This window comes from Bacillus sp. FSL K6-6540, assembly GCF_038007545.1.
Map to the genome: position 1 here is coordinate 1,075,001 of NZ_JBBOXH010000001.1, position 17,910 is coordinate 1,092,910.

A 17,910-nucleotide genomic window follows, 5' to 3' on the forward strand; every position below is an offset into this window, starting at 1 on the left:
ACCGACACAGGTAGGCGAGAAGAGAATTCTAAGGCGCGCGGAAGAACTCTCGTTAAGGAACTCGGCAAAATGACCCCGTAACTTCGGGAGAAGGGGTGCCTCGGTAGGGTGAATAGCCCGAGGGGGCCGCAGTGAAAAGGCCCAAGCGACTGTTTAGCAAAAACACAGGTCTGTGCGAAGCCGTAAGGCGAAGTATACGGGCTGACGCCTGCCCGGTGCTGGAAGGTTAAGGGGAGCGGTTAGGGGTTAAACCCGAAGCTGTGAACCGAAGCCCCAGTAAACGGCGGCCGTAACTATAACGGTCCTAAGGTAGCGAAATTCCTTGTCAGGTAAATTCTGACCCGCACGAATGGCGTAACGACTTGGGCGCTGTCTCAACGAGAGATCCGGTGAAATTTTAATACCTGTGAAGATGCAGGTTACCCGCGACAAGACGGAAAGACCCCATGGAGCTTTACTGCAGCTTGATATTGGATTTGGGTACGATCTGTACAGGATAGGTGGGAGCCTAAGAAGCATGAGCGCCAGCTTGTGTGGAGGCGACGTTGGGATACCACCCTGATCGTATCTAGGTTCTAACCTGGTACCGTAATCCGGTACGGGGACAGTGTCAGGCGGGCAGTTTGACTGGGGCGGTCGCCTCCTAAAGAGTAACGGAGGCGCCCCAAGGTTCCCTCAGAATGGTTGGAAATCATTCGAAGAGTGCAAAGGCATAAGGGAGCTTGACTGCGAGACCTACAAGTCGAGCAGGGACGAAAGTCGGGCTTAGTGATCCGGTGGTACCGCATGGAAGGGCCATCGCTCAACGGATAAAAGCTACCCTGGGGATAACAGGCTTATCTCCCCCAAGAGTCCACATCGACGGGGAGGTTTGGCACCTCGATGTCGGCTCATCGCATCCTGGGGCTGAAGTAGGTCCCAAGGGTTGGGCTGTTCGCCCATTAAAGCGGTACGCGAGCTGGGTTCAGAACGTCGTGAGACAGTTCGGTCCCTATCTGTCGTGGGCGTAGGAAATTTGAGAGGAGCTGTCCTTAGTACGAGAGGACCGGGATGGACGTACCGCTGGTGCACCAGTTGTTCCGCCAGGAGCATGGCTGGGTAGCTACGTACGGACGGGATAAGCGCTGAAAGCATCTAAGCGTGAAGCCCCCCTCAAGATGAGATTTCCCAATTAGTAAGACCCCTTGAAGACGACGAGGTAGATAGGTTGGAGGTGGAAGTGCAGCAATGCATGGAGCTGACCAATACTAATCGGTCGAGGGCTTATCCAAATATATTTCAATGTGCTGCAAATTCGTTTCGTATCTAGTTTTCAGGTGATCAAACATCTGAACCGTTTGGTGGCGATGGCGGAAGGGTTCCACGCGTTCCCATACCGAACACGACCGTTAAGCCTTCCAGCGCCGATGGTACTTGGACCGAAGGGTCCCGGGAGAGTAGGACGTCGCCAAGCGAACAACCATAAAGACCGTTATCGAGTAATCGATAGCGGTCTTTTTTGTTATACAATCATGAATCATTAGAAAGTAAAATTGCGGGATCCCCACATCCAGATATATTCCATGTCGATTGGTGAGGAAGTCTGTTTCTGATTCTAATTAGAGAACCTTTATCGCTTCAGCGATAAAGGTTTTTTCATGTAAGAGGGACCACGTGTTTAGATGGGGGCGAAGATGGTGAAGGCTGTAATAATCATATATAAAAATAAATTAGTACCAAGTCCTAATACTTGGTGTTATAATGGTTATAAAATTGGAGGTGGGAATGATGAGCCAATCGAAGTCGAGAATAACGGCAATCGGGACGTACGTTCCTGAACGGATCTTAACGAATGCGGATTTAGAGAAGATGGTGGAAACGAGCGATGAGTGGATCGTCCAGCGAACAGGCATGCGGGAACGCCGGATTGCGGCTCCCGATCAGTACGTGTCCGATCTTGCCATTAAAGCTGTGGAGGATATGGTTGAACGGTATGGCGTTACCGTGCAGGATGCAGATATGATTCTTGTGGCCACGAGCACGCCGGAGTACTCTTTTCCCAGTACCGCTTCCCGAGTGCAATCAAAGCTGGGCATCGCAAGCACGGGTGCGCTGGATCTGAATGCCGCCTGTGCGGGATTCGTATATGCGCTGCAGATGGCTGACGGATTGATATCCGGGGGAGCCTACCGTAAAATTCTGGTTATCGGCGCGGAAACGTTATCGAAGATTACGGATTACACCGACCGAACGACATGCGTATTGTTTGGGGATGGCGCAGGTGCCGTATTGTTGGAGAGAGACGAGTCTTCGGCTGGGATCATCGCTTCCGTCTCGGGCACTTTTGGCGAAGGCGGCATTCATCTGTATAAAACCGCGCTCTCCGAGCAAATGGACGGTACGGAATTAAAGAGCGGATGCCTTGTCCAAAATGGCCGCGAGATTTATAAGTGGGCCATTCGGAACATTCCGGACGGCGTCCGGGCCCTTTTGTCCAAAGGGGGCATGACCGCGGACGAAGTCGATTGGTTTGTTCCGCATAGCGCCAATCTCCGCATGATCGAGGCGATTAACGAGCGGGGGCCGTTTACAATGGACCGCACCTTGACCAGCGTCGAGTACCGGGGGAATACGTCGGCAGCTTCCATTCCGCTTGCGCTTCAGCTGGCCGTCGACGAAGGGCGCCTGAAAGCGGGAGACCACGCACTGCTCTACGGATTCGGCGGAGGCATGACCTACGCGGGTTCCATCGTCAAATGGACGATATGACAAATCTAAGCTATTTAAACCGCTATCGATAATCGATATGCGGTTTTTTAGTGCTGCGATTTTTCGAGATGTACGTGAATCGTAATATATTCAACTCAAATTCGAAAGTTTGCCTCCTCAAAATTTGGCTCCGCTTTCATTAGACTAAAGAAGAAAAATACGTTCCATGGAAGAGGGGTAGAAGAATGAAAAGGTTTAAATCATGGAGCTTGCTGCTCCTGAGTGTCATCATGGTGTTCACGCTGGCCGCATGTGGAGGCGGTGGCGGGAACGGAAGCAGTACGGCTGAATCTCCGGGGGGAGGCAGCAGCAATGAAGGGACGGACAATACGAAAGAAGGAACCGAATCCACAGAGAAAATCGAGCTCTCCTTCTGGTCGCTCGGAACGACCAACTATGAAGATCTAGCGAAGGAATATACGAAAGAGCATCCAAACATCACGTTCAAATTCCAGAATACGTCGGACCAAACGGCGCACCACAACAATCTGACGACGGCGTTGTCCGCGGGCTCTGGCGCACCCGACATTTTCCAGCTGGAAATTGCCTTCATGGAGCGCTTCATTAATAACCAGGATAAGTTCTATAACCTGTACGACCTCGGCGCCAAAGACTTAGAGGGCAACTACCTGGAGTGGAAATGGAAGCAGGCCACATCGGTTGACGGCACCTTCCAACTCGGGCTGCCAACAGACATCGGCCCTACGGTCGTCTATTACCGTACGGATCTGGCAGAGCAAGCAGGACTGCCAACCGATCCGGACGGCTTCAGCGCTGCGATCGATTCATGGGACAAATTCGCCAGCGTGGCCAAGGATTTCACAAGCAAAACAGGAAAGCCTTTCGCCGATTTGACGGACCTGGTCTACAACGGGGTGCGTGACCAATCCCCGGATCAAATCTACTTCAACAAAGAGGACGGCTCTTTTATCGGAGATACGAACCCGCAAGTGAGAAAAGCTTACGACTTTACGGTAAAAGGAATTCAGGAAGGCTGGATCGGCAACTGGATTCTATGGTCTCCTGAATGGCAAAAAGCGATCAATGACGGCGACTTCGGCGTCATGCTCGGCCCGGCTTGGATTGCCGGTACCATCCGCAATGCGAAAGACACTTCAGGCAAATGGCAGATTGCCCAGCTTCCTGAAGGAGCAGGCAACTGGGGCGGTTCGTTCCTGACCCTGCCGAAGGAAGGCAAGCATTCGAAGGAAGCTTACGAATTCATCTCGTGGGTGCTGAACAAGGAGAATCAGCTGAAATCGTTTAAGGACAGCGGTTTGTTCCCGTCCATCCCGGCGGTGTACAGCGAGCCTTCGTTCACGGAAGAGAAGGACGAATTCTTCGGCGGCCAGGTCATTTCCGAAGCGTATGCCAAATCGGCGGAACGCATCAAGCCGGTTTACTACGGACCGCTTCATGACCAGACCGACACGATCATCAAAAACGCGCTCAAAAACGTGCTGGAGAAAAAGGCCGACCCGCAAAAAGAATGGGAAAGCGCAATGAAGCAAATCAAGACGCTGGTCGATCGCAGCTAGCTTAAACAGACGGATCATTCCAGCTAGCCCGTTCATATCCAATAACCGTCCGAACCCGAGAAGGGATAAAGCGCCCTTCGCGCGGGTTCGGATTTATCCTTACCTACCTGGAGGTGCATCATGGCTGACACAGCAACGGCAGAATCGCCGCAGCCGGTGCCGCAAAGGCGGCGCTTGTTGACGGAGACCGTGCGAAGCCGGTTTACGGCTTATACGTTTATATCGCCATTCTTTATATTGTTCGCAATCTTCGGTCTGTATCCGATCCTGTTTACCATCTATTTGTCCTTCTTCAAATGGGATGCGCTCGGACCGATGAAATACGTCGGCTTCAAGAATTACGAGCTTATTACAAGCGACCCGACCTTCTGGATCGCATTTAGCAACACGCTCATAATGGCTCTGATGGGAACCGTGCCGCAGCTGATTGTGGCATTATTTGTTGCGGTTATGCTCAACTCGGCCTTGAACAGATTCAAGAACACGTTCCGCATCCTGTATTTCATGCCGAACATCACCTCCATCGTTGCGGTGACGCTGGTGTTCAGTACGATGTTCGGAAACAACGGGATGGTCAACTGGCTGCTGAACACCTTTGGTGCGGAAAGCGTGCCGTTCAACTCCGGCTGGTGGGGAGTCAAAATCGCAATATCGTCCATGGTCATGTGGCGGTGGATGGGCTATAACGCCATTATTTTTCTGTCGGGGCTGCAGAGCATTCCGACCGATATTTATGAAGCGGCCAAAATCGACGGGGCCACCCGAGGCCAGCAGCTGCTCTATATCACGCTGCCGCTTCTTCGCCCATTCATTCTGTTCGTCACCTTGGTATCGACGATCGGCGCGCTCCAATTGTTTACGGAGCCTTATGTATTCCTCGGTCAGTCCGGCACGGGTTCTACGCGTCAGGAAGGGGTCACGATGGTCACCTATTTGTATAACGAAGCATTTAAGAACGGATTCTTCGGTACGGCTGCGGCAACGGCGGTTCTCTTATTCATCGCCACCATTCTGTTCTCGGTATTAAATATGATATTGGGCCGCGAAGGCAAAGATTCGGGAGGTAAAAAAGCATGAGCACAGTCGCCATAAGCCGAAAAAAGCCGGATGAACCCGGTGTTGTCGCGAAATTCTTTTTCTATCTTTTCATGGTCCTTGGCGCGCTGGTCTCGGTCTTCCCGTTCTACTGGATGTTCGTCGTGGCTACCAATGACAAGGATGCGGCATTTCACATTCCGCCGCTGCTTACGCCCGGCACGCAGTTTTTCGATAACTTCGCGCGCGTGCTGGAGCGGACGGATTTTTTCAGGGCCTTGATGAACTCGGTGGTGGTGTCTACGGCCGTGACCTTGTCCGTTGTGTTCCTCTGCACGCTGGCAGGTTATGCTTTTGCCAAGTATGAGTTTCCTCTGAAAAAGACGCTGTTTGTTTTTGTCATTGCCACGATGCTGGTGCCTGCCCAGCTGGGCGTGCTCCCACAATACGTCATCATGGCCAAGCTGCACTGGATCGACAGCTACAAAGCGCTGATCGTGCCGGCCATGGTCAATGCCTTCGGCATCTTCTGGATGCGGCAGTACATCGCCTCTGCCGTTCATACCGAGCTCATCGAAGCGGGGCGGATCGACGGCGGCGGACATTTCCGGATCTTCTGGAACATTGCGATTCCCGTTGTCACCCCGGCGATGGCCACGCTCGGGATTCTGAACTTCATGAACGTGTGGAACGATTTCTTCTGGCCGCTCGTCGTATTGAAAAACAGGGAGAATTACACCATTCAAATTGCGCTGCAGCAATTGTTCACCAATAAGGACGGCCTTGATTTCGGCATGATCATGTCGGCCACCTTCACGGCGACGCTGCCGCTTCTCATCGTATTTCTGTTGTTCAGCCGATGGGTGATCGCCGGATTGACATCAGGCGCCATAAAAAGTTAACAAGCAAGGTGAAGTCGACAAGGAATGCGGCCTGTCATGAAGAATAATAGACATAGTAGAGTGGAGGGAGGAAGGATCCATGAAACTCCGCCGAAAGATATTGCTGGCTATTATTCTTCTGGTCTTCATTCCGGTCATCGCGCTGGGCGGGGTATCCTATTACAGCTTTTCGGAAGCGATGGAGAAGAAGTCGAATGATTTCTACTGGATTTCGCTCCTGGAAACGGATCGGAAACTGAAGTTCGCCTTGAACGAAATCACGACGATTTCGAACTCGGCGATTACCCAGCAATCGGTTCAGCAGATGCTGAAACAGCCGGAATACGCGGTTACCTATGAACGGCGGCAGGAGATCAACAATCTGATCAATCATCCGATGATTGCGTCGTTTGCTTTTTATTCGAATGACCGGTTGATGTATAACACGAATGGCGGAATGGAGCTTCAGGAACTGAGGCAGCAGGCATGGTATGAAGCGGTGGAGAAGGCGGAGGGGCGTCCCGTATGGGTCGGACCCGGCGAGAACGGCTCCGCGGCTGACGGCGCTCCCGTTTTGATTCAATCCAGGGTCATCAAGGACTATTACTCGCTGGAGGATATCGGAACCGTGGTGATCTACGTGAAGCCGGATCTCCTGGATCAGGTGTTCTGGGAGGCGGCAACGCTGAAGCAGGGAGATATTTTGCTGGTCAACCAGCAGGGGCACATCGTGTTCAGCAAGTCAGGCGGGCATATCGGGGAGCGGACGGAATTCCCGTTTCTCTCGGATAGTTATAAGACGAATGGAAAAGGCTACTATATCGATCAATATGCAGGCGAAAAATCGCTGATCACATATTCACCTTCCCATAATAAAGATTGGTTTCTGGTCGCCATCACGCCAAGCAAACTGATTTCGGCCGAATCGGTCCCGATTCGCAACCTGGCCTTGATCCTGGGATTGATCTCGCTCGTGTCGGCGTTCCTGTTCGACCGTTTTTTTGTGCGCAGAATGGTGCGCAGCATCATTAGCGCGGTGAACGGGATGAAGCGCGTCAAGCAGGGCATCTTCGTTCCGATCCCGTCGCATAACGTGGCGGAGGACGAGACGGATTTGTTGATCGACGGCTTTAACCGGATGAGCACCCAGATCCAGGAGCTGATTGGGCAGGTCGAGACGGAGCAAGCACGAAAAAAGGAAGCGGAGCTGCAGGCGCTGGTCGCTCAGATCAATCCGCACTTCATCTATAATTCACTGGAATCGATCAATTCGATGGCCGTGCTTCAGGGCAATAAGGATATCAGCAAGATGGTAGTTTCGCTTGGAAAGCTGCTGCGTATCAGCATCAGCGAGCATCATGAGCTTATCCCCCTCAGCATGGAGCTGGAGCATGTCCAGCATTACATGCGGATACAGAAATACAGGTTCGAGGAAAAATTCGATTACGGCATTGAGCTTCCGAATGAACTGAGGCACTACGTTACGCAAAAGCTGATCGTTCAGCCGATTGTTGAGAACGCTTTATATCACGGGATCGAGCCGATGGAGGAGAGCGGACTCATCTCCATCCGGGTGTCCGAGAACGGCGAGGATATCGTGATTGACGTGGAGGACAACGGTCCGGGCTTCGATCCGGAAACGCTGATGAAGCTGTGGAATTCGGATCCGGGACAGCTCAAAAAGTACCGCGAGAACGGGGTCGGATTGAAGAATGTCCATGAAAGGCTGCGGATCCGGTTTGGCAGCCGTTACGGCCTGATGATCTGTTCCTCCCCGGGTTACGGCTCCTTGATACGAATTCGAATACCGAAAATACTGACATGACAGGGGGGGCTGCAGGGTGAGATGGTTTTGGAATTGGGGCTGGATCGTCGGATATGCCGCTCTGTTGGCGCTGTCTGTCGTGTGGGTGACGGTACAGAATCAGGGACCGGCCCAGGAGGAACAGCCCGAGAAAATCACGCTAACGTTCCGGCATTTCTGGAACAAAGAGCATGACAAGCCGGTGCTGGCCGTATTCGAGAGCATCGTCCGCACTTATGAGAAAGCGCATCCAAACGTAAAGGTGAACTTCGAGAGCATCGATCAGACGATTCACCGGGAACAAAAGCTGAAGAGCGAGATGGTGACCGGCACGCCGCCGGATATGTTTGTTTTGTTCGGAGGGGCCGAGATCGTGCCTTATGCCAGATCCAACCGGTTGATGGATTTAACGGATTTTTTGCAGGATACCGGATTGAAGGAGCAGTTCAAGGATCTGCACCATTGGACCTTCGAGGACCGGATCTATGGCCTGCCCTTCGAGGGACACGCAGAGCCGATCTATTATAACCGAGCTTTATTCCGGCAGCTGAAGCTGGAACCTCCAAAGACGCTGGGAGAGATGGACGAAGCTATTCGTGTCCTTCGGGAGAACGACATCATCCCCTTTGCGGTCGGCAACGAAGACAGGTGGCCGGCGGGAATTTTTGCCCATTATTTCATGGATCGCTACGCCGGGCCGGAACTGATTGACCGCCTGGTTGAAGGCGATGATCAGGCCAGCTTTGTGCAAGAGTCGTATTTGGAGGCGTTTGAGCACTTGGAGCTGTGGATCGAAGAAGGGGCGTTCAGTCCGAACGCAAACGATCTTTCCACGGAAGAAGCGATTGCCCAGTTCACGGAAGGAAAAGCGGCGATGTATATGAACGGCAGCTGGGATATCACGCTGCTGCAGAATGAGGATTACCCGGATTTTCAGAATGAGATCGGCGTCATTCCCTTTCCGTCGCTTTTTCCCGGCGAAGAACGCTCCTTGGCAGGGGGATATACGATCGGCATCGGGCTGTCATCGGACTTGGATGAAACGAAAAAGCAATCGGCTCTGGAGCTGCTGGGCATGTTCTATACCCCGGAGGTGCAGACTCGGCTGGTGTATGAAGGGCTGCGCGTCCCTTCGATGAAGATTGACTATGATTCGAAGAAAACCGGGCCGGTTTTTGCCCAAGTCACGGAATTGATGGAGGAATCCGCGAGCACCTTTCTGCCTTACGACAACACGTTATCACCCGAGGTGAACAGTTCGTTCCTTAAGGTGATCGAGGATATGATTGGAGGACGGATCGATGCTGCCGGCGCATTGGAGCAAATTCAGAAGTCCTCGGTAAGGTATTGGAAGCTTAGGCGGAATACGGCAGCAGAGTAAACAGGAGACAGGGGGGAACGTCATGGGCGGATCGGAAGGCAAATTCAGAGTCATGCTGGTCGATGATGAGCCGATCATTCTGCGCAGCCTGAAGGCGGCTATTCCATGGGATGAGCTCGATCTGGAGGTCGTTGGGGAGGCCAAGAGCGGAGACGGCGCATTGAAGCTGGCGCGCGAAGTATCGCCGCATATCATTATCAGCGATATTCGGATGCCGGGGATGGACGGCATTACGCTCATGAAGGAACTGAAGGCGGATCAGGCAAGGCGAATCATTATTTTCATCAGCGGGTACGGCGAATTCGAATACGCGAGGGAAGCGCTGCGCGAAGGGGCTTTCGATTATTTGCTGAAGCCGATCGACCACGATGAACTGACCGAAACGATTGCCAGGGCGGCCAGAACGCTGGAGAAGCAGATTGCGGATGACCAGATGCTCCACTCGATCAAGGTTCTGTCGCTGCTGGCCCGGGAGCGGATGCTGACCGAATTCATCGAAGGGAACCGTAGTCCCCTGCAGCATATGCAGTGGCTGGAGGACAGCGAGCTGGAGCATGGATACACGATGGCCGTCATTCAATTGGATCAATATTTGCGGCTTAACGAGCTGTGGAGCATGGACGAGAAGCGCCTGTGGCTGTTTGCCGTACGGAACGTCCTCGAGGAGTGGTCCTTGCAGCATGGCGGGCTGACGGTATTTCCTTTCCGCAGCGGGGAATGGGTGCTGCTGTTTCCGAACCTGACGAAGGAGCGGCAGGAGGATATCGGCCGGGATCTGGTGCAATTGATCAAGCGGAACACGAAGCTTTCCTGCTCGGTCGGCTTCAGTCCCAGCATGGCCGGGATCGACCGTCTGGGAACGGCTTACGAGACGGCCGTGCGCGCATTGTACCAGCGGTTTTATTCCGGGGAAGAGGGCGTGTTTCTCGGGACGCCCGATTCGGTGCTGGAAACGGCCAGCGAAGCGAAGTATCCGAAGCATCTCGAGTCGCTCATGGTGGAAAGCATCCGCACGCTTCATAAGGAGCGGCTTTTGGAGCTTTTTGACGAAACCAAGGCTTATATCGAGGAGCATGCGTTCAGCAGGGAGATGACCGAGCGGGTGCTGCTGGAGATGAGCGTCGTGCTATATCGGCAGTTTGAGCATATGAAGGTGCTGTTTGAGTGGTCGCTGGAGGAACTGCTGCAGGAGCTTCATGCATCCGGCACGCTTCAGCAGCTGATGGACGTCATCAAGAGCCACTTCAGCAAGTGGATTGCCGAAAGCCGGTCCGGGCAGGCCAAAGACAATGTTCAAGCCGTGATGGGCAAAGCCAAGGAGTATATCGCGGAGAATTACCAGAAGGATCTGACCATCGAAGAGGTTTCGGAGCTGGCGGATTTGAGCATCAGTCATTTCTGCACGCTGTTTAAGGGAACGACGGGCTATACGTTTCTGGAGTACCTGACGGAGTGCCGGATCGAGAAGGCCAAGAGCATTCTGCTGAATACGGACGTGAAGGTGTACCAGGTAGCGCCGCTGGTAGGGTATCAGGATCCGCGATATTTCACCCAGGTATTTAAGAAAATCACGGGGAAAACGCCATCGGAGTATCGGGAAGAGGCGGTCTCCAAGACATAGAATGAACCTTGACCCCATGATATCGAAATCGGATATTTTGCGGATAGGGTTTAACATAGGAGGGAATGAATAACAGATCCATTTTTCCGGGTTCGATCGGGGAAAAGGAGTTCTGTTATTTTTATTTTAAATATCTTAATATTAAGACTTGACGATTTAAGGTTTAAATACTAAACTGAGATTAAGCAAACGTAAAGAAGGCAGCGAAGAACGAAGCTGCTCCCGAATCAGACGGCAAATATGAATATTGAAGATGGTTAACATGCTATTAATAACGAAAAAAACGATAAATGGAGGTTGAAGTCATGAAGTTTAAAGGAATTCATCACGTATCCGCCTTAACGGCTGCGGCTTCGCGGAACTTCGAATTTTATACAAAGGTTCTGGGCATGCGATTGGTCAAGAAAACGGTGAACCAGGACGATGTGTCGGTGTACCATCTGTTTTACGGCGATGAAAAAGGAAATCCCGGCACGGAGCTTACCTTCTTCGAAATTCCGATGGCCGGCCGGACCCGTGAGGGAAACAACAGCATATCGGCGACATCCCTGCGCGTGCCGAACGGCCGCGCTTTGGAATATTGGACCCGGCGGCTGGACGAGCACGGCGTAGAACGCGAGGAGATTAAGGAACGTGCGGGCCGATTGACCCTTCTCTTCAGGGATTTCGAGGGCCAGCGCATCATTCTCGTTTCGGATGAACATAACGAGGGAGTTCCAGGCGGCGTTCCATGGGAAAAGGGGCCGGTTCCGGCGGAATACGCCATCATCGGTTTAGGCCCGGTGCAGCTGACCGTGCCTAATCCCGTGCAGACCGTGAAGGTATTGACGGAGCTGATGGGCTTCCGCTACAAAGGGCACTATGCTTCGCCAGTGGACGGGCAGCCGGATATCCTGGTCTTTGAGACGGGAGAAGGCGGTACGGGAGCGGAAGTGCATGTGGAGGAACGAACGGATCTTCCGCAGGAGCGGCTTGGCCGCGGCGGCGTTCATCACGTTGCATTCCGCGTCGAGGATGAGGAAGAGCTTCGGTCCTGGATTGAACGGATCGGCGATGTGGGCTTTTCGAATTCGGGATTTGTCGATCGCTTCTACTTCCGTTCCTTGTATTTCCGGGAGCCTAACGGTATTTTGTTTGAGGTAGCTACCGATGGTCCAGGCTTTGACACGGATGAGCATATCGACCATCTCGGCGAGTCCCTTGCGCTGCCGCCGTTTCTGGAGCCGAAGCGGGAACAGATCGAAGCCAGCCTGAAGCCTCTCCATACGATTCAATGAAGATGGCGCACATCGCGCAGGCAATACACACGACACCGGGTAATCCTCCGTTTTTGGGGCGATTGCCCGGTGTTTTACTTTGATCTATTCATATAGCCACGATATGGCATTTGCCGCCATGCTGACATGCTCCCTAAGCTCTTGGGGAGCCATCACCTCGATTTCCGCCCCGCAGCTTAGAAGAAATGCCGAAGCCGATTCCAGGGTGTTGAACTCCAAATCGGCCGTTATCCACCCGTCGTGCTGGTTATCCGTATCGCATCGGAGTATTTTTACGTACCGCTCCCGCTCAAAGCGTTTGATCAGATCGACGGTCATGCGAACCTGTGCGGGATACTGCGGGAGATTTTGCATGAACCGTGCCAGCGACTCCTCCCAATACTCGGCTAGATTAAAACCGGCCGGACGCTGGAATGTATCCTCGGACATGACGGCATCCACGATTCTCGAAACGCGATAGGTTCGCAGCTCGCCTTGGGATTCGGCCACCACATACCAGGTACTCCGTTTGGCAACCAGCCCGAGCGGATGAATCCTTCTTTCGACTCGTTCCTCTCCTTTCATGTATTGGATATCCATGATGCGATCCAACCACAGCGCCTCCTGCAAAACCGTAAGATACGGATGCGATTCGCGGTAGGAGTGCCAGCCTGCGCCATCGATATGGATCTTCTCCCGAATGATTTCGGCATCCTGCCGAATGGAGCGTGGGGAGGAAGCCAATAATTTTTGATAGGCAGCATCAAATTGTTTACGGATCCCCAAATCCCCGATCAGCGGGCTGTGGCTGGATACCAGCAGGGAGATGAGCTCGTCCGGCGTCATGCCGGTCAGGTTCGTTCGATAGCTCTCCTCCAGCACCCACCCGCCCTGGGATCCTCTTTCCGCATACACGGGGATGCCCGCCGAGCTCAAGCTTTCCATATCGCGTATAATCGTGCGCTCCGATACCTCAAGCTGCTCCGCCAGATAACGGGTGTTCTTCTTCCCCCCGTTCTGAAGCATCAGCATAATGGATAATAGACGATCCGCCCTCAAGTTATGTCACCTCTCTGTATCTATAGAAGTTAATTGTATTGTAGCATGGATATAAGACAACGGATGTCATATATGTCTGATACGATGAAGGCGTTGAGATACTTTAGTATATAGTTGGAGGTAGCGCTATGAATAAGAATGATCCTAAGCCATTGCAAGGAAAAATCGCCGTCGTGGCCGGAGCGACCCGGGGAGCAGGCCGCGCCATTGCGGTGATGCTGGGTGCCGCGGGGGCAACGGTGTATTGCACGGGACGAAGCGTACGCGGCCAAGCATCGGATATCAAGCGGACGGAGACGATTGACGACACGGCGGAGATGGTGACGGAGCGGGGCGGCACCGGCATTGCCGTGCAATGCGACCATACCGTGGAAGAGCAAGTGAAAGCGTTGTTTGAACGCATTCGTGAAGAGCAGCAAGGCCGGCTGGACATCCTCGTCAATGATATATGGGGCGGCGAGAACCTGACGCATTGGAATATTCCGTTCTGGGAGCAATTTCTGTCCGATGGACTGCTGATGCAGGAGCGGGCAGTGACAGCGCATATGATCACGAGTTATTACGGCGTTCCGCTGATGGTGGAGAACGGCAGCGGATTGGTCATTGAGGTCACGGACGGCTCGACGTACCGGTATCGCGGGAATTTGTATTACAGCCTGGCAAAAATTTCGGCGATTCATCTGGCGGCAGCCATGGCGGAAGAGCTGCGTCCCTATCAGGTAACCGCACTATCCGTGACGCCGGGATTTCTGCGCTCGGAGCAAATGCTGGATCACTTCGGCGTTACGGAAGAAAATTGGCGGGATGCCATGGCACAAGAACCGCATTTCATCGAATCGGAGACCCCATATTTTCTTGGGCAGGCGGTTGCGGCGCTGGCAGCCGATCCGGATGTAGCCGACAAGAGCGGGAAGGCACTGACCAGCTGGGACTTATCGGATGAATACGGGTTTAGCGACATTGACGGGCGTAAGCCGCATTGGGGCAATTACGCGAAGAAGCAGGGACTTCCCATTACTTAAACATGTAAAACAGGGTGACCTATGCCATGATGGCGAATAGGTCACCCTCTTTGGTTACGGAAATTGTCCGTTGCACTTGCGAATACCGCTGTAAGTACGTCTAATCCATGTCATAGCGGAACATCGCAGAAACTACGCATCAACGTTCAATTTCAAGTGGTTATGAGCGGCCGCGTCTCATCGAACCCATGATCAGGCTGACGATAAAGACCAGGATGACGGCACCGATCAATGCAGGCAGGATGTAGAATCCACCCATTTCCGGTCCCCAGGATCCAAGCAGAAGACCGCCCAGCCAAGCACCGACGAAACCAGCAATGATGTTACCGATGATACCGCCGGGGATGTCTCTGCCCATAATCAAACCAGCAATCCATCCAATGATACCGCCAACGATTAATGACCAAAGAAAACTCATGTTAATCACCTCGTATAAGTTATAGTTGTTTGTGCCTTACTATTAACCAAAGACGTGACTTTTAAACCGGGTTGACCAGCAACTTGGATAAAATCATTATTTTCCATTGCAATGATATGCCTCTTCGTTCTTTGATAAATGCGATTTTTTTGATTATGCTTGAAGGGAGTGGTTAGGTTGAGAAAATAAAGGAGCTGGCATGGAACTCATGATAGACAAATGGACAGAAGAATATACAATTCAATCCGTTGACGCAGACTTTAAGGGAGACTGCCGATGGTCTTCGCTGCTCAGTATTTTGCAGAGAGCGGCTGACCGGCATATTGAGGCGCTGGGGATCAGCCGCGAGGAAATGATCGAGCGTGGCATGGGCTGGATGCTGATTACGCTGGAGCTTGAGATGCGGCGGATGCCAAGGGATATGGAAAACGTATATGTGGACACCTGGAGCCGCGGGTCCAAAGGGGCGCTGTGGCATCGGGATTATCGGATCAAGAACGGCGATGGGGAATTGCTGGGCGAGGGCCGCTCGGTATGGGCGCTGGTGGACATTCATAAAAGGAAAATTCTGCGTCCGTCCATGTTTCCGTACGAGGTGCCGATCGGTCAGGAAACGGTTGGAGAGCTGCCAAGCAAAGCCGTATTGCCGGAAGGGGTACAGCTTGATGATGCGTATACGTATTCGGTCCGGTATAGTGGAATCGATACGAACGGCCATTTGAATAACGCCCGGTATGCGGATCTGTGCTTTGACGTGCTGGATGAGCAGGAACTTCGGGAAGGGCTAGTGACCGGCTTCAAGATTACATACCATAACGAGGCCAGACTGAAGGATACGATGCTGATCAAGCGTTCGGCCGAGGAGAACAATCGGGTGTACGTGCAGGGCACATCGCCGGACGGAACCAACTTTTTTGAAGCGGCTATCGTTAGGGAATCATAAACCATCAGGTTGTTCTTTCGGAGGGGAAAGAGCGGCCTGACGCTTCATGGAGGGTGAACGGATGTACAAAATCATGATCGTTGAGGATGACCCCAAGCTGGCGGGGCTGCTGCAATCGCATATCGAACGGTACGGAAATGAAGGAAACATCGTCGAGGATTTCGATCATGTGCTGGAGCAGTTCCATGAGATGAAGCCGCATCTCGTTCTGCTCGACGTGAACCTGCCAAGCTTTGACGGATATTATTGGTGCCGCCAGATCCGGTCGGTATCGACCTGCCCGATTATTTTCATCTCGGCCCGTAACGGGACGCCGGATCAGCTCCGGGCCTTGGAGAACGGCGCGGATGATTATATCACCAAGCCGTTTGCTTACGATATCGTCATCGCCAAAATCCACAGCCAGCTGCGCCGCGTATACGGCGACTATGCGGCAGCATCCGCCGAGCGTACGGTGGAGAAGGACGGGCTTGTCCTCTATCCCGAACGGATGGAGCTGACTCTTCACGATCAGACATCCGTGCTCACGAAAAAAGAAACGGTCCTTCTGGAAACGCTGCTGAGCCGGAGCCCCCGGCTTGTGACGCGCGAGACGATTCTGGAGAAGCTGTGGGACGATACGTTCGTGGACGATAATACGCTCAGCGTGAATATTAACCGGGTGAGGAAACGGTTAGGGGAGTTAGGGATTGAGAATGCGCTGGAAACGATTCGCGGTTCGGGGTACAGGCTGCATACCGTATGGAAGAGGTAGGCAATGAAGAAGCTGTTTTGGCGTGAGCATTTGCCCCTCATTCTGTTTGTAACCGCGGCCTTGTTCGTGGTGCTGCTCGTTTTCTGGTATGACGGCTATGATCATCCGGTGACAGCGGCTTATGCCGTTTTCCTCGGTCTGACTATTCTTGGCGGGTACTTGGCATTCCGGTATTTCACGCACCGGGATTTCTATGAGCGGCTGTCGCAGCCCATCAGGTCGTTGGAGGAATCGATCAAGCATAACGAGTCGGCCCCGCTGCCTACGGCCCTTAGCGAACTTATGGAAGAGCAGTACCGTCAATACCGCACGGTCATGGAAGAGTGGGAGCGCCGGCGGAAAGAGCATATGATCTTCATGAATCAGTGGGTGCACCAGATGAAAACGCCGCTGTCCGTCATTGAGATGATCACGCAGGAGGATGACAACGACGCCTTCAAGAGTTTATCCGAGGAATCCGACCGGATTCGGCGCGGGCTGGAGATGGTGCTCTACATGTCCAGGCTCGAAACCTTCGAGCAGGATTTCAGCGTGGAGCCCGTGAAGCTTCAGGAGGCGGCAGTCGAGGCGGTGCACGAGAACAAGCGTTATTTTATTCACAGTCATGTGTATCCGGAGGTCCGGATCGATTCGGATCTCACCGTTCAGACGGATGCCAAATGGCTTCGGTTCATCATGCTGCAGCTGCTGTCCAACGCCATTAAATATTCTGCCGGAACCGGGCTTAAGGTGACGATGCAGGCCCGCCGGACGGAGGACCACCGCCATGTGGTACTGGAGATCACGGACCGGGGAATGGGCATACCGCCATCCGACATGAAGCGGGTGTTCGACCCGTTCTATACCGGGGAAAACGGCCGCAAGCTCAAGGAATCCACCGGCATGGGCTTGTATCTCGTCAAAGAAGTGGTCCATAAAATGAACCACCAAATCGAGCTGGAATCCGAGCCGGGAAGAGGAACGACGGTGAGGCTGATTTTCTCGGGGTGAGATCTGCTTTGTACAGACGTCTCATGGAGGCAGAGTTCAATTATGGCTGTTGTAGGTGACATTCACGACATTGAAATTATATAAGGCAGTAAAGCATGGGCTGGTAAGATTTGGTTTAATCTCTTATTGAACTTTGGATTGAATCACCTAAATACGTTACCGAAAGCACCTTATCACGGGTAAATGATGGATGTTGACCCATCATGAAGCCCTGAGGTAAGGTTCTTTCTTTTGTTTTAAATAATGAGTAGGTATCGGCACGCACCAGCGAAAGAGGACGAAACGATTCCGAAGAAGCGAAGCGGTCGCCTTTGCCCCCGAATTTTCACCTCGGTGTAATCGTTCAGAAAATTTGGGGGCAACAGCGATCGTAGGAACGTTACGTACTCGTAGCGGCCTGAGAATCGCAACAGTGACATACTCGTAGCGGCCTCTAGAATCGCAATCGTGACGTACACGG

General features: G+C 52.8%; 14 protein-coding genes and 2 rRNA genes (1 of these 16 running past the window's edge). 14 read left to right on the forward strand and 2 right to left on the reverse strand.

What is annotated here, in order from left to right; all coding sequences use genetic code 11:
- The 10 genes from MHH82_RS04650 to MHH82_RS04695 all read left to right on the forward strand — a co-directional run.
- Positions 1–1,271: ribosomal RNA gene (locus MHH82_RS04650) — 23S ribosomal RNA — on the forward strand; it begins 1,659 nt to the left of the window's first position.
- Between the two features lie 65 nt (positions 1,272–1,336).
- A 5S ribosomal RNA gene (gene rrf, locus MHH82_RS04655) occupies positions 1,337–1,453 on the forward strand.
- 314 nt (positions 1,454–1,767) lie between these two features.
- Positions 1,768–2,748 (forward strand): ketoacyl-ACP synthase III, encoded by a 981-nt coding sequence (locus MHH82_RS04660; RefSeq protein WP_176502472.1) that lies wholly within the window; start codon positions 1,768–1,770, stop codon positions 2,746–2,748.
- Between the two features lie 185 nt (positions 2,749–2,933).
- Positions 2,934–4,286 (forward strand): ABC transporter substrate-binding protein, encoded by a 1,353-nt coding sequence (locus tag MHH82_RS04665; RefSeq protein WP_012819067.1) that lies wholly within the window; start codon positions 2,934–2,936, stop codon positions 4,284–4,286.
- Between the two features lie 120 nt (positions 4,287–4,406).
- Positions 4,407–5,363 (forward strand): carbohydrate ABC transporter permease, encoded by a 957-nt coding sequence (locus tag MHH82_RS04670; protein ID WP_009592284.1) that lies wholly within the window; start codon positions 4,407–4,409, stop codon positions 5,361–5,363.
- Positions 5,360–6,223 (forward strand): carbohydrate ABC transporter permease, encoded by an 864-nt coding sequence (locus tag MHH82_RS04675; protein ID WP_009592322.1) that lies wholly within the window; start codon positions 5,360–5,362, stop codon positions 6,221–6,223. The genes MHH82_RS04670 and MHH82_RS04675 overlap by 4 nt, the downstream gene beginning before the upstream one ends.
- Before the next feature lie 79 nt (positions 6,224–6,302).
- A complete protein-coding gene (locus MHH82_RS04680) occupies positions 6,303–8,027 on the forward strand; it encodes a cache domain-containing sensor histidine kinase (RefSeq protein ID WP_340963764.1) in 1,725 nt (574 codons plus the stop codon).
- A gap of 16 nt (positions 8,028–8,043) precedes the next feature.
- The gene (locus MHH82_RS04685) at positions 8,044–9,387 is read left to right on the forward strand and encodes an ABC transporter substrate-binding protein (protein WP_012819071.1); all 1,344 of its coding nucleotides are present in this window, start codon (positions 8,044–8,046) and stop codon (positions 9,385–9,387) included.
- A 22-nt stretch (positions 9,388–9,409) separates the two neighbouring features.
- Positions 9,410–11,008, forward strand: a complete 1,599-nt coding sequence (locus tag MHH82_RS04690; RefSeq protein WP_036661985.1) for a response regulator transcription factor — start codon at positions 9,410–9,412, stop codon at positions 11,006–11,008.
- Positions 11,009–11,313: 305 nt separating this feature from the next.
- A complete protein-coding gene (locus tag MHH82_RS04695; protein ID WP_340963773.1) occupies positions 11,314–12,285 on the forward strand; it encodes a ring-cleaving dioxygenase in 972 nt (323 codons plus the stop codon).
- A gap of 84 nt (positions 12,286–12,369) precedes the next feature.
- Here the strand turns inward: MHH82_RS04695 and MHH82_RS04700 are convergent, their stop codons facing one another.
- Positions 12,370–13,323: a helix-turn-helix transcriptional regulator gene (locus MHH82_RS04700; protein ID WP_340963776.1), complete on the reverse strand. Its 954-nt coding sequence runs from the start codon at positions 13,321–13,323 to the stop codon at positions 12,370–12,372.
- A gap of 128 nt (positions 13,324–13,451) precedes the next feature.
- Here MHH82_RS04700 and MHH82_RS04705 point away from each other — a divergent pair, with 128 nt between their 5' ends.
- On the forward strand, positions 13,452–14,345 hold the full coding sequence (locus MHH82_RS04705; RefSeq protein WP_340963779.1) for an SDR family oxidoreductase: 894 nt from the start codon (positions 13,452–13,454) through the stop codon (positions 14,343–14,345).
- A 160-nt stretch (positions 14,346–14,505) separates the two neighbouring features.
- Here MHH82_RS04705 and MHH82_RS04710 read toward each other — a convergent pair whose 3' ends face one another.
- Entirely contained in the window at positions 14,506–14,763 is a 258-nt protein-coding gene (locus tag MHH82_RS04710) for a GlsB/YeaQ/YmgE family stress response membrane protein (RefSeq protein WP_009592319.1), read from the reverse strand.
- A gap of 208 nt (positions 14,764–14,971) precedes the next feature.
- On the opposite strand from MHH82_RS04710, the gene MHH82_RS04715 reads away from it, so the two are divergent.
- The 3 genes from MHH82_RS04715 (at position 14,972) to MHH82_RS04725 (ending at position 17,450) form a co-directional block, all read left to right on the forward strand.
- The gene (locus tag MHH82_RS04715) at positions 14,972–15,706 is read left to right on the forward strand and encodes an acyl-[acyl-carrier-protein] thioesterase (protein WP_340969817.1); all 735 of its coding nucleotides are present in this window, start codon (positions 14,972–14,974) and stop codon (positions 15,704–15,706) included.
- A 61-nt stretch (positions 15,707–15,767) separates the two neighbouring features.
- A complete protein-coding gene (locus tag MHH82_RS04720) occupies positions 15,768–16,460 on the forward strand; it encodes a response regulator transcription factor (protein WP_096774954.1) in 693 nt (230 codons plus the stop codon).
- Between the two features lie 3 nt (positions 16,461–16,463).
- Positions 16,464–17,450 carry a sensor histidine kinase gene (locus MHH82_RS04725; protein WP_012819078.1) on the forward strand — a complete coding sequence of 329 codons (987 nt, stop codon included), beginning with the start codon at positions 16,464–16,466 and terminating at the stop codon, positions 17,448–17,450.
- Positions 17,451–17,910 lie beyond the last annotated feature (460 nt).

What these genes read in the sequence shown, in the direction of transcription:
- MHH82_RS04725 (WP_012819078.1), top strand. Translation starts at nt 16,464, where the DNA reads ATGAAGAAGCTGTTTTGGCGTGAGCATTTGCCCCTCATTCTGTTTGTA.
- MHH82_RS04710 (WP_009592319.1), bottom strand. Translation starts at nt 14,763, where the DNA reads ATGAGTTTTCTTTGGTCATTAATCGTTGGCGGTATCATTGGATGGATT.
- MHH82_RS04695 (WP_340963773.1), top strand. Translation starts at nt 11,314, where the DNA reads ATGAAGTTTAAAGGAATTCATCACGTATCCGCCTTAACGGCTGCGGCT.
- MHH82_RS04715 (WP_340969817.1), top strand. Translation starts at nt 14,972, where the DNA reads ATGATAGACAAATGGACAGAAGAATATACAATTCAATCCGTTGACGCA.
- MHH82_RS04690 (WP_036661985.1), top strand. Translation starts at nt 9,410, where the DNA reads ATGGGCGGATCGGAAGGCAAATTCAGAGTCATGCTGGTCGATGATGAG.
- MHH82_RS04720 (WP_096774954.1), top strand. Translation starts at nt 15,768, where the DNA reads ATGTACAAAATCATGATCGTTGAGGATGACCCCAAGCTGGCGGGGCTG.
- MHH82_RS04705 (WP_340963779.1), top strand. Translation starts at nt 13,452, where the DNA reads ATGAATAAGAATGATCCTAAGCCATTGCAAGGAAAAATCGCCGTCGTG.
- MHH82_RS04670 (WP_009592284.1), top strand. Translation starts at nt 4,407, where the DNA reads ATGGCTGACACAGCAACGGCAGAATCGCCGCAGCCGGTGCCGCAAAGG.
- MHH82_RS04660 (WP_176502472.1), top strand. Translation starts at nt 1,768, where the DNA reads ATGAGCCAATCGAAGTCGAGAATAACGGCAATCGGGACGTACGTTCCT.
- MHH82_RS04680 (WP_340963764.1), top strand. Translation starts at nt 6,303, where the DNA reads ATGAAACTCCGCCGAAAGATATTGCTGGCTATTATTCTTCTGGTCTTC.
- MHH82_RS04665 (WP_012819067.1), top strand. Translation starts at nt 2,934, where the DNA reads ATGAAAAGGTTTAAATCATGGAGCTTGCTGCTCCTGAGTGTCATCATG.
- MHH82_RS04675 (WP_009592322.1), top strand. Translation starts at nt 5,360, where the DNA reads ATGAGCACAGTCGCCATAAGCCGAAAAAAGCCGGATGAACCCGGTGTT.